Source organism: Brevibacillus sp. TJ4, from assembly GCF_044627595.2.
In the GTDB taxonomy this organism is placed as follows: Bacteria; Bacillota; Bacilli; order Brevibacillales; family Brevibacillaceae; genus Brevibacillus.
Window position 1 is genome coordinate 1,487,372 of record NZ_CP185865.1, and the last position, 15,355, is coordinate 1,502,726.

The 15,355-nt window shown below is 53.5% G+C and carries 15 protein-coding genes; 14 read left to right on the plus strand and 1 reads right to left on the minus strand.

Translation table 11 applies throughout. The annotated features are described in order from the left end of the window. Window positions 1–132 precede the first annotated feature (132 nt). The 3 genes from ACAF76_RS07110 (at window position 133) to ACAF76_RS07120 (ending at window position 2,324) form a co-directional block, all read left to right on the plus strand. On the plus strand, window positions 133–774 hold the full coding sequence (locus ACAF76_RS07110; RefSeq protein WP_400163234.1) for a serine/threonine protein kinase: 642 nt from the start codon (window positions 133–135) through the stop codon (window positions 772–774). 111 nt (window positions 775–885) lie between these two features. Continuing rightward, window positions 886–1,338, plus strand: a complete 453-nt coding sequence (lspA, locus tag ACAF76_RS07115) for a signal peptidase II (protein WP_400163235.1) — start codon at window positions 886–888, stop codon at window positions 1,336–1,338. A 56-nt stretch (window positions 1,339–1,394) separates the two neighbouring features. After that, window positions 1,395–2,324, plus strand: coding sequence for an RluA family pseudouridine synthase (locus tag ACAF76_RS07120; RefSeq protein ID WP_400163236.1), 930 nt, complete (start codon window positions 1,395–1,397; stop codon window positions 2,322–2,324). Between the two features lie 116 nt (window positions 2,325–2,440). Here ACAF76_RS07120 and ACAF76_RS07125 read toward each other — a convergent pair whose 3' ends face one another. Next, window positions 2,441–2,656 carry a hypothetical protein gene (locus ACAF76_RS07125; RefSeq protein WP_400163237.1) on the minus strand — a complete coding sequence of 72 codons (216 nt, stop codon included), beginning with the start codon at window positions 2,654–2,656 and terminating at the stop codon, window positions 2,441–2,443. Window positions 2,657–2,963: 307 nt separating this feature from the next. On the opposite strand from ACAF76_RS07125, the gene cntA reads away from it, so the two are divergent. From cntA to ACAF76_RS07180, 11 genes are all read left to right on the plus strand, one after another. Continuing rightward, the gene (gene cntA / locus ACAF76_RS07130) at window positions 2,964–4,568 is read left to right on the plus strand and encodes a staphylopine-dependent metal ABC transporter substrate-binding lipoprotein (protein ID WP_400163238.1); all 1,605 of its coding nucleotides are present in this window, start codon (window positions 2,964–2,966) and stop codon (window positions 4,566–4,568) included. An 18-nt stretch (window positions 4,569–4,586) separates the two neighbouring features. Beyond that, window positions 4,587–5,519, plus strand: coding sequence for a nickel/cobalt ABC transporter permease (gene opp1B / locus ACAF76_RS07135; RefSeq protein WP_400163239.1), 933 nt, complete (start codon window positions 4,587–4,589; stop codon window positions 5,517–5,519). A 4-nt stretch (window positions 5,520–5,523) separates the two neighbouring features. Continuing rightward, on the plus strand, window positions 5,524–6,426 hold the full coding sequence (cntC, locus tag ACAF76_RS07140; protein ID WP_400163240.1) for a staphylopine uptake ABC transporter permease subunit CntC: 903 nt from the start codon (window positions 5,524–5,526) through the stop codon (window positions 6,424–6,426). Next, window positions 6,419–7,261, plus strand: a complete 843-nt coding sequence (cntD, locus tag ACAF76_RS07145; RefSeq protein WP_400163241.1) for a staphylopine uptake ABC transporter ATP-binding protein CntD — start codon at window positions 6,419–6,421, stop codon at window positions 7,259–7,261. Before cntC ends, cntD begins: the two co-directional genes overlap by 8 nt. Then, entirely contained in the window at window positions 7,227–7,970 is a 744-nt protein-coding gene (locus ACAF76_RS07150; protein ID WP_400163242.1) for an ABC transporter ATP-binding protein, read from the plus strand. Before cntD ends, ACAF76_RS07150 begins: the two co-directional genes overlap by 35 nt. Window positions 7,971–8,005: 35 nt before the next feature. Continuing rightward, a complete protein-coding gene (cntE, locus tag ACAF76_RS07155) occupies window positions 8,006–9,199 on the plus strand; it encodes a staphylopine family metallophore export MFS transporter CntE (RefSeq protein ID WP_400163243.1) in 1,194 nt (397 codons plus the stop codon). Window positions 9,200–9,316: 117 nt separating this feature from the next. After that, a complete protein-coding gene (locus ACAF76_RS07160; RefSeq protein WP_400163244.1) occupies window positions 9,317–10,657 on the plus strand; it encodes a hypothetical protein in 1,341 nt (446 codons plus the stop codon). Between the two features lie 240 nt (window positions 10,658–10,897). After that, on the plus strand, window positions 10,898–11,437 hold the full coding sequence (pyrR, locus tag ACAF76_RS07165) for a bifunctional pyr operon transcriptional regulator/uracil phosphoribosyltransferase PyrR (protein WP_400163245.1): 540 nt from the start codon (window positions 10,898–10,900) through the stop codon (window positions 11,435–11,437). A 181-nt stretch (window positions 11,438–11,618) separates the two neighbouring features. Beyond that, window positions 11,619–12,965: a solute carrier family 23 protein gene (locus ACAF76_RS07170; RefSeq protein WP_400163246.1), complete on the plus strand. Its 1,347-nt coding sequence runs from the start codon at window positions 11,619–11,621 to the stop codon at window positions 12,963–12,965. Between the two features lie 186 nt (window positions 12,966–13,151). After that, on the plus strand, window positions 13,152–14,096 hold the full coding sequence (locus ACAF76_RS07175) for an aspartate carbamoyltransferase catalytic subunit (protein WP_400163247.1): 945 nt from the start codon (window positions 13,152–13,154) through the stop codon (window positions 14,094–14,096). Beyond that, window positions 14,066–15,346 (plus strand): dihydroorotase, encoded by a 1,281-nt coding sequence (locus tag ACAF76_RS07180; RefSeq protein WP_400163248.1) that lies wholly within the window; start codon window positions 14,066–14,068, stop codon window positions 15,344–15,346. Before ACAF76_RS07175 ends, ACAF76_RS07180 begins: the two co-directional genes overlap by 31 nt. The last annotated feature ends 9 nt before the right edge of the window (window positions 15,347–15,355 follow it).

Consider the following 15,355-nt stretch of genomic DNA (forward strand, 5'->3'; position numbering starts at 1 on the left):
TGTCGGGCAGTTCTCCTTTTTTTGCCTCAGATGAGCGTGAGCCTGCGAGCAGGAGCAGCCGCTTGAGGTTTTCTTTCTCATGCCATTTTGCTAGAATCAGAGGAAGTCCAGGAAAATCGAGATGAGAACAATATGGGCATTGACCAGGAAGTCATTGATCTGTTTTTGCGCGAGGTACGAATCGAAAGCCAGTCCCCGATCGATCCTGTCGTCGTCCACCACGTTCCCGAGCCTTGGGAAGTCGTGGGGACCGGCAACTATGCAGGAGTATTTGCCCACCCGGACTTTCCCGAGGCGGTGCTCAAGCTGTACGCGCCCGACCGGCCAGGCTGGGGCGAAGAGAGAAAGGTGTACGAGATACTCGGAGACACCCCGTGGTTTCCTACTTGTTATCAGGCAAAAGAAGGCTACCTGGTGATCCAGCGCATCGAGGGCATTTCCCTGTTTGATTGCGTGCGCTACGGTATTCCCATTCCGCCGCAGGTCATAGAGGATGTGGAAGAGGCGTTGTCAGTGGCTCGCCAAAAGGGGCTGTTTCCCCATGACGTTCACGGAAAAAACGTACTGATGCACCATGGGCGGGGCTATTTGATCGATGTCTCGGATTATTTGAAAAACATTCCGGACCGCAAATGGCAGGACCTGCGAAAAGCGTATTACAAGGTGTACTTGCCGTTTCTCAAAGACCGCGGCTGGAAAATCCCGCTGTGGACGATGAATGTCGTGCGCAAAGGGTACCGTTTGTACCGAAAAGTAAGCCGCTTGTTCAGCTAGACCGCAGGGGAGAGGATGGGGGCATTTTGTTTTCCCCTTTCTCTTGTGGTAAACTAAGCTGTTGACATCGGATGTACAGACTGGTCAAGACAGGTAAAGGAGGAAGTGCCATTGCTATACTATCTGATTGCGGTCGTCATTGTTGCGCTTGATCAGTGGAGCAAGCATTTGGTTGTAAAAAATATGGAGATCGGGGAGTCGATTCCGCTGATCGCCGACGTATTTCATCTGACATCGCACCGCAATATGGGAGCGGCTTTCGGGATTTTGCAAAACCAGCGCTGGCTTTTTATCATCATTACCATCGCTGTCGTAATCGGCATCATTTACTCCCTCGCTCGCATCGGCAAGACGCAGCCGCGCGTTTCGTTCGCGCTGTCGCTCGTACTCGGGGGAGCCATCGGCAACTTTATCGATCGCCTTTTGACGGGACAAGTGGTTGATTTTTTTGACTTCACGCTGATCAATTTCCCGATTTTCAATATTGCGGATATGGCAATTACGTTTGGTGTGGCCATTATGCTCATTGACACTCTGCTGGAAACCCGAAAAAAAGCCGCATAATGGCGACGCGAATGTTGGATCATACGTAGCGCAAGTACCCTACCAAGGAGACAAAAATGACCGATACACAGCTTTTTGAACGATATGACTGGAATATTGAGCCAGAGGACGCAGGGGAGCGCATCGACAAGTTCATCTCGTCACAAAACGAGGAATGGTCGCGCTCCCAGGTGCAGGCATGGATCAAGGAAGGGCGTGTCACCGTCGGCGGCGAGCCGGTGAAAAGCAACTACAAGCTGCAGGCGGAGGACGAGCTTACCTTGCGCGTGCCGCCCCTGCGGGAATTGGAGATCGCGCCGGAGGAGATGCCGCTTGACATCGTCTATGAAGACAGCGACGTAGTCGTGGTAAACAAACCGCGCGGCCTGGTCGTTCATCCCGCTCCCGGCAACTACAGCGGTACGCTGGTGAACGGCTTGCTGGCGCACTGCAAGGATTTGTCAGGCATCAACGGCGTCATGCGCCCGGGCATTGTGCACCGGATCGACAAGGATACGTCGGGTCTGTTGATGGTCGCCAAAAACGACAAGGCCCATGCCAGTCTGGCTGAACAGTTGAAGGAGCACAGCGTCAACCGCAAGTACGTGGCGATTGTGCACGGTGTGATCCCCCACGAAATGGGCACGATTGACGCCCCGATCGGCCGCGATCCCAAGAACCGGCAGCAAATGGCGGTTGTCTTCGAAAACAGCAAACCGGCGGTAACGCATTTTGTCGTACTGGAGCGCTTCAAGGAGTTCACGCTGGTGGAATTGAAGCTGGAGACGGGCAGAACGCACCAGATTCGCGTCCACATGAAGTATGTCGGCTACCCGTTGGCTGGCGATCCCAAGTACGGACCGAAAAACACGCTGGAGCTGGATGGCCAAGCCTTGCACGCGAAAACGCTGGGCTTTACGCATCCGCGGACGGGGGAGAGAATGGAGTTTGAAGCTCCGTTGCCGGAGGACATGGAAGCGATTATCAGCATACTGAGGCAGGCGTAAGAAAAAACGTGGATTTCTCACAGGAACACAATATAAAACGCGCAAGCAAAAACGCTCAGCAGTTTCATCTGAGCGTTTTTTTTTTGTCTTTTTAGCTGACGGGCTCCCATCAATCCTTACTCCTGCTTGTTATTGATCAATGTTTCGACTTTCTTTTCCAATTCTTCAATTCTCGTTTCCTGTTTTATAAAAATGGTAATAAACACGGACAAAAAGAATGCAATGAGAGTAGCAATAGCCCAAATGTTACTTAGAAGAAGACCCGCAAAGAAAAAAGTAGCGACATAACAAATAACAAGGCAAGCAAAAAATGTACCCAAAAATTCTTTCAATTTTACATACCTCCTCTGCACGGCCAATTTATACATAATAGGTTAACATAAAATGTCCATTTCTGTTTTCTTCCCATTAACCGAACTTTTGGTTTTCACAGCAGGAGTCTTTTTTCATGGTTGCTGCACGTGCGAACGATGTCGAGATGCCAGGTCCGAGAAAATGAACAACGATTGTTGACGCTGATGCCGAACGAGGATATAATCTGGATAGTTAAATCGTAATAATTACGATTTAAGACCTCTCTTTGATGTAATGCAAAGCTGTAAACAAGAATAGAACCTGCCATCTGTAGGAGGATGCGACATGACCAAAAGAATGGGTGTTTTTTTATCTGCGATCCTGGTGTTCAGCTCGTTGCTGGCTGGCTGCGGTGGAGAATCGGTAAAAAGAGGCGAGGTGAACGAAGCCGAAGAACTGAACATCGCCATACCAAGAGATATAAACGACATGAATCCCCATCTGTATGCAGGCTCGATGCCGGCCCAAGGGATGGTGTACGAGTCGCTGGTGGAGAACACGGCGGATGGAATCAAGCCACTGTTAGCTGAATCTTGGGAAATTTCCGATGACGGAAAAACGTATACTTTTCACCTGCGGAAAAACGTCACTTTCCATGACGGAGCTGCGTTTAACGCGGAAGCGGTGAAGAAAAATATTGACGCCGTGCAAAGCAATGCAAGCAAGCACTCCTGGATCAAATTGTCGACCAAGATTGCAAGCTGCGACGTAATCGACGAGCATACGGTTCAGTTGGTGCTGTCGGAGCCCTACTACCCGACCTTGGTTGAACTGTCGATGACCAGACCGTATGTGTTCGTCTCGCCGAACAATTTTATGGATGGGCAGACAAAAGACGGGATTAGCGGCTATAACGGCACAGGGCCATACATACTTACTGAGCATAAAACCGAACAGTACGCTATTTTTGAGGCGAACGAGACGTACTGGGGTGGAGCGCCAAAAGTGAAGAAAATTGTAGCCAAGGTTCTCCCGGCAGGAGAAACGACTTTTTTGGCACTGCAAAAAGGCGAAGTAAATTTTGTTTTTACGGATGACTGGGGAACGGACAGTATTGACACGGAAGCCATGAATCAGCTGGTTGATACGGGGAACTACCAGGTTGTCAGAAGCGAGCCGGTGAACACGAAAATGATTGTGGCCAACAGCAGCAAAGCAAACAGTCCCGTCAGCGAAAGGGCTGTTCGCGAGGCGATCTGGCACTCGATTGACAGGGAAACGATCAGCAAGCAAATTTTTCATGGTACGGAAACGCCAGCGCATACCCTTTTTTCCTCCAACATCCCGTATGCCAATGTCGCGTTGAAGCAGCGAGACTACGATTTGGACATGGCAAAAAAACGGTTGGAGGATGCGGGCTGGGTCCAGGAAAACGGCAGCGAAGTGCGAACAAAGGCAGGCAATCCGTTAGCGATGAAGCTGTACTACGACGTCCAGTCCTCCTCGCAAAAAACGCAGGCAGAGTTGATCCAAAACACGTTGAAAAAAATTGGCGTTCAACTGGAGCTGATCGGGGAAGAGACGTCTTCAATCGCGAACAGGCGATCAACAGGGGACTATGACTTGCTGTTCAATCAAACATGGGGGCTCGCCTACGATCCGCAAAGCACGATAGCCGCTTTTACTTCCGAATCTTCGTACTACCACACGACGAAAGGAATTTCGCAGGCAGATGAGCTGCACAAGAAAATCGAGGAAGTGATGGTGTCCACAAACGAGGAGAGACGCAAAGCAATCTATGCGGATATATTGACGATCGTCCACGACGAAGCCGTGTTTATCCCGATTACCAACGGAAACATTACCGTCGTGGCACCGACAGGATTGCAAGGTATTTCCTTCAAGCAGACGCAATACGAATTGCCGTTTGAGCATTTGTACTTTCAATAGCAGGAAAGGGAGAAGAGTATGGGCAGGTTTATCGTCAAGCGATCGCTGTTATCGATTCCTCTGCTGTTGATCATTTCGTTCATCACATTTGCTTTTCAGTATCTGGCGCCATTGGACCCGGCTGAAGTGGTGCTGCAAGCGCAAGGAGTGCCGCAAATAACCGATGAGTTGATCGCGGAAACAAGGACGGCACTGGGAATGGATCGGCCGTTTCTGATCCGCTATTTCGACTGGCTCGGATCGTGCCTGCAGCTCGATTTTGGCAGCTCGTACGTCACCGGAAAGCCGGTCTGGTCCATGCTCGGTCCCGCTTTTCTCCATACGGCAAAGCTGACGTTCGTATCGGTGATTGCAATTATCGCTTTGTCAATTGCACTGGGCGTGATCTGCGCGCTGCGGGAAGGAAACATGCTGGACAGATCGATTAGAGGGGTCTCGTTTTTTCTGACTTCCATGCCGTCCTATTGGCTTGCTGCTCTTTTGATCTGGTGCTTTTCCGTCAAGCTCGATTGGCTGCCGACGAGCGGAATGAATTCGTATCAGAGCTACGTACTGCCAGTCGTTGTGATGACGATCAGTTATGCGGGCATTTACTTTCGCATCGTCAGAAGCTCCATGTTGAGCAATTTGCATGAAGATTACGTGCTGTACGGCAGGGCGTGCGGTTTGCCGGAAAAAACGATAACGCTTCATATCATCCGAAATTCCATGCAGGTGGCGGTGTCGGTTTTCTGCATGGCCATCCCGATCATATTGGGAAGTACGGTCGTCGTGGAAAACATATTTGCCTGGCCCGGCTTAGGCACGCTTACCATTAACGCAATTCTTGGCAGAGACTTTCCGATCATTCAGGCGTATGTCCTGGTCTTGGCGGCAGCCTTTGTGCTGTTCAACACCGTTTCCGATCTGATCAATGCGGCGCTGAATCCGAAAACAAGGAAGGAAATTTAGAGCGATGAAACGATTGAAGCATCTGTACAAAGACAAGTTGACAGTCCTGTCGTTGGCAGTCGTCGTCGGGACCGGCATCGTGGGAATATGTGCTCCTTTTGTTGCGCCGCATGATCCGGAAGAGGTCAATATGGAGCTCCGCTTTGCGGCAGCATCGTGGGATTACTGGCTCGGCAACGATCATCTGGGGCGGTGCGTACTCTCCCGTCTGATCTACGGAATTCGTCCCAGTGTGCTGTATGTGTTCGCTGCTCTGGCTGTATCGGTCTGCATCGGGGCGATTCTGGGCTTTATGGCTGGCTATTTCAGGGGAAAAACGGATGCTTTCATCATGCGGGTTTGTGATGTCATGCTCTCGTTCCCGGGATACGTGATGTCATTGGCCGTCATCGGTGTTTTGGGTGCTGGGCTGGAGAATATTTTAATCGCATTTGTCCTGATGAAATGGGCCTGGTTTGCCCGCGTCATCCGAACGTCTGTCATGCAATATGCCGAATCCGACTATGTCAAGTATTCCAAAGCGCTTGGCGTCGGTCACGTCCGCATTATGGCGAAGCACATCGTCCCGGTTTCGCTGCCGGACATCGCCGTTATTACCAGCAGCTCTTTCGGTACGATGATTTTGCAAGTATCGGGGTTTTCCTTCCTTGGCTTGGGAATTCAGCCTCCCCATGCCGAGTGGGGCATGATGCTCAATGAAGCGAGAGCAGTCATGTTTTCCAGACCGGAGCTCATGCTGGCGCCAGGACTGGCCATTGTGATTGTCGTGTCTGCCATTAACTTTTTGTCCGACGCGCTTCAGGTAGCCTTGGACCCCAAGCTGATGAACCAAAGCGCAAAACGGCAAAAGCAAACATTTCTTCCACGACCACGCCTCGAGGAAAAGAGGGGGATTCGCTATGAATAGTTTGGAAGTTACAAATTTGCGCATTTGGGATGAAAGTACCGGACAAGTGATCGTTCCGAACAGTTCGTTTCAAGTCAAAAAAGGGAGCTGCCTGGCAATCGTGGGGGAGAGCGGGAGCGGCAAGTCCGTCACCTGCAGGTCGATTGTGAGGCTGAATAAAGCGGCAATCCGCCAAACTGGGGACATCGTGTTCAACGGGATAAACATCGCCGAGCTTTCCGAACAAGAAGTGAGAAAAATGCGGGGAAAACAAATCGCCATGATTTTGCAGCATGGGATGCGTGCTTTTGATCCGTCCTGCGTTATCGGCGTTCACGTCAGGGAGACACTTGCACAACATTACGGCTGGAGCCGCAGCGAAAGCGAAGCCAAAATGACAGCCGCGATGGAAAGCGTGATGCTGAAAGACCCGGTCGCGATTTTGAACAAATATCCGCATCAACTGTCCGGCGGCATGCTGCAGCGGATTATGATAGCGCTGGCCATCGTGCTGGAGCCCGAGATGATCATCGCCGACGAGCCGACGACGGCGCTCGATACGATCTCGCAATACGAGGTTGTGGAACAACTGGTGCACCTGCGTTCGAGACTGGGCTGCTCGATGATCTTCGTTTCGCACGATTTCGGGGTTGTCAAAAAAGTGGCGGATGAGGTCCTGGTGATGAAAGACGGCGAGATCGTGGAAAGAGGGACGACCCATGCGATATTCTCGGGAGCCCGACATGAGTATACCCGCTTTCTGGTATCGTCCAAGCTGGCGCTGAACCAGCATTTCACGCGAATCATGGGAGGCGTTGGCGTTGTTGATCGTAGATCGAGTGGAAAAGTCCTATAAAAAGGACGGGATATTTTCCAGGGAAAGACAGCAAGTGCTGCGCGACATCAGCTTCACATGCGGTCAGGGAGAATGTCTGGGCGTGATTGGCGAAAGCGGCAGCGGCAAGTCCACGCTGGGACGCTTGTTGCTGGGGATCGAGAAACCCGACCGGGGAACCATTTTGTTCGAAGGCCGGCGAGTTGAGGAGCGGAGGGCGCGATTGGGTAAGATCAGCGCCGTGTTTCAAGACTACACTTCCTCGATCAATCCGTTTTACACCGTGGAAGAGGCCTTGCTGGAGCCTTTGCAACTGCTCTCGCTCCCACAGCGGGAGGTGCAAAACAGGATTGATCGATTGCTCCATCAGGTAGGATTGGCCCCGTCTTATCGAAAGAAATACCCGCATGAGCTGTCTGGAGGGGAAGCCCAGAGAGTGTGCATTGCCAGAGCTGTTGCGACGGAACCGAAGTGTATTATCCTGGATGAGGCTGTCAGCTCGTTGGATGGCTCGGTGCAGTTGCAGGTGCTGGATTTGCTCCACAGTTTGCGCACCATCTACGGCATGAGCTATCTCTTCATTACACACGACATCCAGGCGGCGGCCTATATTTGCGACAGGGTAATGATCATTCACAGCGGTCAAATCGAAGAAATCATATCTGTTGAACAACTAAACGATGTGCAGTCACTGTATGCCAGAAAATTGCTGCAAAGAGTCATCATGTAATTACGGGCGAGCGCACATCGGAAGGAGAGAAGAAAGTGAGAGGGGCCCTGTCCTGGCCATTTCTGCGGCTGTATATACTGACGCTGTTGTACTTCAGCGCGAATTCGATATTGAATGTCATCATTCCATTAAAAGGTGAGTCGTTGGGTGCGACCAACACGACAATCGGGATCGTCATGGGGGCGTATTTGTTTACGACGATGCTGTTTCGGCCGTGGGCGGGCCATGTCATTCAACAACACGGCCCGATCAAGGTGCTGCGCGTCATCTTGATTATCAACGGGGTGGCTTTGGTTTTGTATACGTTTACCGGGTTGGGCGGTTATTTCGTCGCCCGGATGCTGCAAGGAGTCTGCACCGCTTTTTTTTCCATGGCCTTGCAGCTTGGGATTATTGATGCGCTGCCGGACAAGGATCGTTCCCAGGGGATTTCGCTGTATTCCTTATGTGCATCCATGCCGGGGATCATCGGTCCGCTGCTGGCTTTGGGCATGTGGCAATCCGATGATATGAACCTGTTTACACTGGCGATGGTTGCGATTGCTATTTGTACAGGAGTGGTAGGGTTTAGCGCCAACATCGACAAACAGGAGAAAGAGCAGGAGAAGGGTCAATCGGAGCCGAGTCCGGGTGCCACCATGCGCCAGTCCGTGAGTCAGGTAGTCAAAAATCCACATCTGTTCAAATGCAGTGTCCTGATGTTGACAGCCTCCATCGTTTTCGGGGCGGTGACGACGTTTGTACCGTTATACGCCGGGCAAATCGAGAATGGCAATGCAGCCTTTTACCTGATGCTGCAGGCAGCGACTTTGGTGCTGGCCCGTTTTTTCCTGCGAAAGAAAATCCCTTCTGACGGCCAGTGGCATTCGTATGTTGTGATGGGGATTATGATGATGGTTGCAGTAGCAGCGCAGTGCACAAGTTTCTCGATCGTCGGCGGAGCTGTTTTTTTCTATGCGGGTGCCGTATTGATGGGGATCGCACAAGCGTTGCTCTACCCCATGTTGACGACCTACCTGACTTTTGTATTGCCACAAGCGAACCGCAATGTGCTGATCGGTTTCTTTATTGCAACGGCTGATTTGGGCGTTTCGTTGGGAGGGGTCATCATGGGACCGGTTGCCGATATGTTCTCGTACTCCGTCATGTATATGATTTGTGCGCTATTAGGCGTATTGATGGTCATTTTCGCGTACGAGCGACGCCGGATGTTTGGGGAACCCAAATAAAGTGAGGTATGGACTGTCCAGATTCGCCATGCGTAAACGAATCCTCCGCCCGTTTCGTCAGTAAAGTAGGGAGATGTGTACATCCTAACCAGGAAACAGGAAAAAGGAGGAGAAAGGATGGCGATGGTCGGAAAGGCGTTGGCAGGCATCGCGCTGGTTGGCATGCTGCTGACGGTCAATACCACGAGTGAAGCAAGCATCCAGCAATCATTGACGACAACCCCCGAGCGGGTCAGTGAGGCGACAGTACCGGGGCGGATCGCGTTTACCAGCAACCAGCGTATCTGGATTTTTGATGCGCATGAAAAGGGGAGCGAGCCTGTCCAGGTGACCAGGGAGGGCAGCGCAGTACTCGTTGGCTGGTCGCATGATGGAGAGTGGCTTTTGTACATGCACTACCCTGGTGCCGATCTGTCTGACGGGTATTTGTGGGCAGCAAGCAAGGACGCAAGCACGACGATCCAGCTTGATGAGCGGCCGGTACGGGGAGCCCCCAAATGGGCGCCGTATTCCTTGCAGGTAGCGTACGTGACCGAGGTGGCGAGAGACGGGGAGACAAAAAGGGAGTTTGTGATCAAAGCGATCAAGGATGGAAAAGAAGCCGAGACAGTCAGCACAAGCCCTGCCGATTTTGCCGACTTCACGTGGATGCCGGACGGCGAGGCGTTCCTCGTTTCCACGCAAGCCGAACAAAATCGTCCGATGACACTCAGTCTGCGCGACCTGAACGGAAATCAGCAGGCCGCCTACCCGATCGCAGAACCGCCTGATGTGCAGGACGGCATAAATCCGTGGGCGCCAATGGGGATGCAGGTGTCACCGGATGGCCGATTCGTCGCCTACTACGTCCAGTACAACTCTGCGTCGCTTTCTGCAGACGGCGTTCCGATTCAGTTGTTCGACCTGGGCGAGCCGTCCGACAAGCCGCTGGAGATCGGGGAAGGCTTGGCCTATCGGGAATGGCTGGCCTGGTCGCCTGACAGCAAGCAACTGGCTTTTATCAATGGCGGCGATCGGATGGCGACGCACAACAAGCGTCTGCGCATCATCGATCCGAGCGGAAACGTGATCTTCGAGACGGAGAGAGAGAAAGTTGCCAGCTTCCCCGTCTGGACATCGCAAGCACCGTACAGCCTGGCTTACACCAGCGGAATCGGAGTGCCGTATGAGTACGCTGAAGAAAGGGTCCTGGTGCCCGGTCAGCGCATCTGGAAGCGGGACGCCAGTGGAGAGGTGCGGCAGCTTGCGACAGGCAGCGAACAGACTGCAGACACATTCCCTGCACTCTCTTCGGACGGAGGGCTGCTCTTGTTTGTCCGTCTCGATGCTGCGAACAAAGGCGCGCTATATGTAGCGCAGGACGGGAAGGAGAGCGAGCTGCTTCGCCAGGTGACGGGAGAGGTCGGCTACTATGGCAACTACCTTCCGAAATGGATCGACGTGTACTGGGACAAATAGGCAGATCGCACGAATGTCGAGATTTGCATTGACATCGGCAGTGGGCTATGACATAATTCGATATAACAAAAGGAACCTTTAATCCAGTCCTGTGAGGCTGGCAAGGGCACGGAACCGATCAGGTGAAACGCGACAGGGAAGGACTTTATCCTCCCTGCTGCCGAAGCCTGTCCACCTGCTTCTTGTCTCCTGGCAAGAAGCTTTTTCATGTCCTGTTCCCGATGAGAAGGAGGAGAGCAGATGATCAACAAAAGCGTCATCATGGATGAAGCAGCGATCCGCCGCGCACTGACGCGCATCGCCCACGAGATTATCGAGCGCAACAAAGGCGTGGAAGACTGCATCATCGTCGGCATCAAGACGCGGGGGATTTACCTGGCTCAGCGTCTGGTCGAGCGGATTGAACTGATCGAGAACGTAAAGGTCCCGGTAGGCGAGTTGGACATCACCTTCTATCGCGATGACCTGCAACACAAGTCCGAAGACGCAATCTTGCAAGGCACGCAATTGCCGGACCAGATCACCGGAAAAACCGTCATCCTCGTCGATGACGTCCTCTATACCGGACGTACGGTACGGGCCGCTCTCGATGCCCTGATCGACAACGGACGGCCGCGGATGATCCAACTGGCAGTGCTTGTTGACCGCGGACACAGGGAGCTGCCGATACGCCCTGATTTTGTAGGCAAAAACGTCCCGACCTCGCGCACCGAGATCGTCGACGTGCAGCTCGCCGAGGTGGACATGATGGACATCGTCTCCATCCGCCAGCTTCTGTAGCAATTGCAATCACATAATTCCTCTTTAAACTCGATCCCGTGAGGTCGGCAAGAGGCGGACTCCCTTTCCATGCTATGGCAAGGCTGCCCCTTCGTGCGCTCACGAAGGGGTTTTTGTTTGTCCTCTATCTACTGTGGCACTAATCATATAAGAATTTTCAAAAGGGAGAGTCGAATCAATCATGTCTGCTAAAAACTACGTTGATGTCCATGAGACACCACCAGTATCCAGGCTTTTGCCGCTGAGCATCCAGCACTTGTTCGCCATGTTCGGGGCGACTGTGCTCGTTCCGCTCTTGACTGGACTGGACCCGGCTACGGCGCTGTTCACGAGCGGGGTCGGTACGCTGCTCTTCCTCTGGATCACCAAAGGAAAACTGCCGAATTACCTGGGTTCCTCCTTCGCCTTTATCGGTCCGATTATCACCGTTAGTGCGGCACACGGCATCGGGGCAGCGCTCCTCGGATGTTTTCTCTCCGGGATCATCTACATGATCGTCGCCGGAATCGTCAAAAAAGCCGGAGTCAAATGGCTGGATCGCGTGCTGCCGCCAGTCGTCATCGCATCGGTCATCGTCGTCATCGGTCTGAGCCTGGCTGCTACAGCCGTCGATATGGCAACGAAAGTGACCGTGGACGATGTGTCTGTCATCTCGCTGACTTCGATTGAAATTTCGCTCGTCACCATTGTCGTCACAGTCATCGCCGCAGTCGTGCTGCGCGGATTTTTTGCCCTGATTCCGATCCTCATCGGGATTGTCGTCGGCTATCTGTACACGCTGCTTCGCCACCCTGACCAAATCGATTTTCAAAAGGTAGCGGAAGCGCCATGGATCATCGGGTTTGGCGAGATGTTTTCCAACCACTTCAAGTTCCACGAGGTGTACGCTGTGATTGGCGATCCTTCGGCCTGGATCACTGCGCTGATTATCGCCCCGGTCGCGTTCGTCACCTTGGCAGAGCATCTCGGCCACCTGCTGGTAACCAGCAAGGTCATGGACCGGGACTTGATGAAAGACCCCGGCTTGCACCGCAGCCTGTTCGGGGATGGGGTAGCGACCGCGCTTGGCGGCTTGCTGGGCGGACCGCCTGCGACGACCTACGGCGAAAATATCGGAGTGCTCGCAATCACGCGCGTCTTCAGCAAGGCGGTTATCGGGCTGGCAGCCGTTTTCGCCATCCTGTTCGCCTTCGTCGGCAAGATCAATACGCTCTTGATGAGTATTCCGACTCCGGTGCTGGGCGGTGTCTCCATCATTTTGTTCGGGATCATCGCTGCACAAGGTCTGCGGATGTACGTAGACAACAAAATCAGCTTTGAGAACAAACGAAACATGATTATCGCAGCCGTCATCCTCGTTACCGGAATCGGCGGCTACAAAATCAGCTTTGCCGGCATGGAAGGCTTCCTCGGCAACATCACTATCGACAATATTGCACTGTCTACCTTCCTCGGGATCATTTTGCACCTGATCCTGCCGGGCAAGGAATCGGCGATGGGCGAAGCTGATGCCAAGACACAAGAGTAATCATTTCGAATTACGCATGACACGGTTCGATCACCTTTAAACCCAGTCCCGTGAGGCTGGCAAGGCAGATGAACGCTGTTTCCCATGTCTTTCACAGGCATCCGACAGCTTCTTGTCTCGCTGGCTCTCACGGCTGGCAGGACAAGAAGCTTTTTCTTTCCATAATGACAAGCGGAGGGATACACAATGAGCGCGATGGCACATCTGATTGGCTTGAAAGAGTTGAGCAGCGAGCAGATCAGGCAGCTCGTGGAACGCGGAGAATACTGGGCGAAGCGGCCGATGGAGCAGGCTGAGCTGTTGAAGGGAAGATTTGTCGCCAACCTGTTTTTCGAGGCGAGCACGAGGACCCGCTTCTCCTTCGAGGTGGCACAAAAACGGCTGGGTGCACATGTCTTGAACTTCATCCCGGAGACTTCCTCCTCGGTCAAAGGAGAGACGGTATACGACACGCTGCGGACGCTGGAAGCGATGGGAGTGGAAGCGGCTGTCATCCGCACGAAAAAGGAAGGCTTGCTGCAGGAGCTGGCAGAAAGCGTCGACCTGCGCCTGATCAATGCAGGAGATGGCACGAATGAACACCCGACGCAATGCTTGCTCGACCTGCTGACGATGAAGCAGCAGTTCGGGCGGCTGGAAGGGCTGACGGTGGCGATCGTCGGCGACCTGCGCCACAGCCGTGTGCTTGGCTCCCATCTGCACGCGCTGCCCAAGCTCGGGGTCAAGCTGCTTTTGGCCGGTCCGAAATCGATGATGCCGCAGCCTGCGCTCATTCCGGCCGGGGTAGAGATCGTGGAGCTGGACGAAGCCGTGCAGACGGCGGATGTGGTGATGATGCTGCGCGTACAACTGGAGCGGCACGCCGAGTCGCTCTACATCTCCAAGGAAGAGTACCATCAGCAGCACGGGCTTACACTGGAGCGTGCAGCGATGATGAAGCCGGGAGCGGTGATCATGCATCCGGCTCCGGTAAACCGCGGAGTGGAGATTCATACAGACCTGGTCGAACACGAGAAATCGTTGATCCAAAAGCAAGTAACCAATGGCGTGGCGGTGCGCATGGCCGTACTGGAGATACTACTGAAAGGAAGCGATATACGATGGGAATCATCCTTGGCAACGGTAAACTGATCAACCAAGAGGGCAGACTTATTCCAGTTGAGGTACTGGTGGAGGAAGGACGCATCACGGCCATGGCCGAAACCGTATCGCGCGACGGACATGAGTATGTGGATTGCAAGGGCGGGTTGATCAGCGCTGGCCTGATCGATGTCCATGTGCATCTGCGCGAGCCTGGTTTTGAGCAAAAAGAGACAGTGGCGACCGGTGCCAAGGCAGCCGTGCGCGGCGGATTTACGACCATCGCCTGCATGCCGAATACACGCCCGTCGATCGACAGTGTAGAGACTGTGCAGTACGTGCTGGACAAGGCGCGGGAAGCGGGCATGGCGCGTGTCATCCCTTACGCGGCGATCACGGTTCGGCAGTTGGGCAAGGAATTGACCGATTTTGCAGCATTGAAGGAAGCTGGCATTTTTGCGCTGACCGATGATGGCGTCGGTGTCCAACACGCAGGGATGATGAAACAGGCGATGAAAGCGGCGCAGGAGCTCGGCTTGTCCATCGTCGCCCACTGCGAGGACGAAGATTTGCTCACTCCCGGAAGCGCGCTTCACGACGGAGTAGTAGCGGCCCGCCACGGACTGCCGGGAATCCCGTCCGAATCGGAATCGGTCCACGTCGGCCGCGACATTTTGCTGGCAGAACAGACCGGTGTTCACTACCACGTCTGCCACATCAGTGCGAAGGAGTCGGTACGACTGGTGCGCGACGGCAAACGCGCCGGAGTAAATGTCACCTGTGAAGTGACGCCGCACCACCTGCTCTTGTGCGACGAAGACATTCCGGACAATCTGGACACCAACTGGAAGATGAACCCGCCGCTGCGCTCGCGTGAAGACCGGGCAGCACTGATCGCCGGACTGAAAGACGGGACGATCGACATGATCGCGACCGACCACGCGCCGCATACGGCAGAGGAAAAGGCAAATGGTCTGGCCCGTGCCCCGTTTGGCATCGTCGGACTGGAGACGGCGTTCCCGCTGCTCTACACGCACCTGGTCGAAACCGGGGAAATCAGCTTGCAGAGACTGGTAGAACTGCTTACGATTCAACCTGCAAAGGCATTTGGCCTGCCATACGGACGTCTGGAAGTAGGGGCACCTGCTGACCTGACTGTCATCGATCTTCAGACAGAAAAGAAAATTGATCCGACTACCTTTGCGAGCAAAGGAACGAATACGCCGTTTAGCGGATGGGCTTGCAAGGGGTGGCCAGTCCTGACGCTGGTAGATGGCAAGATTGTACATCAAGAGGGATAAGAGGAGGAG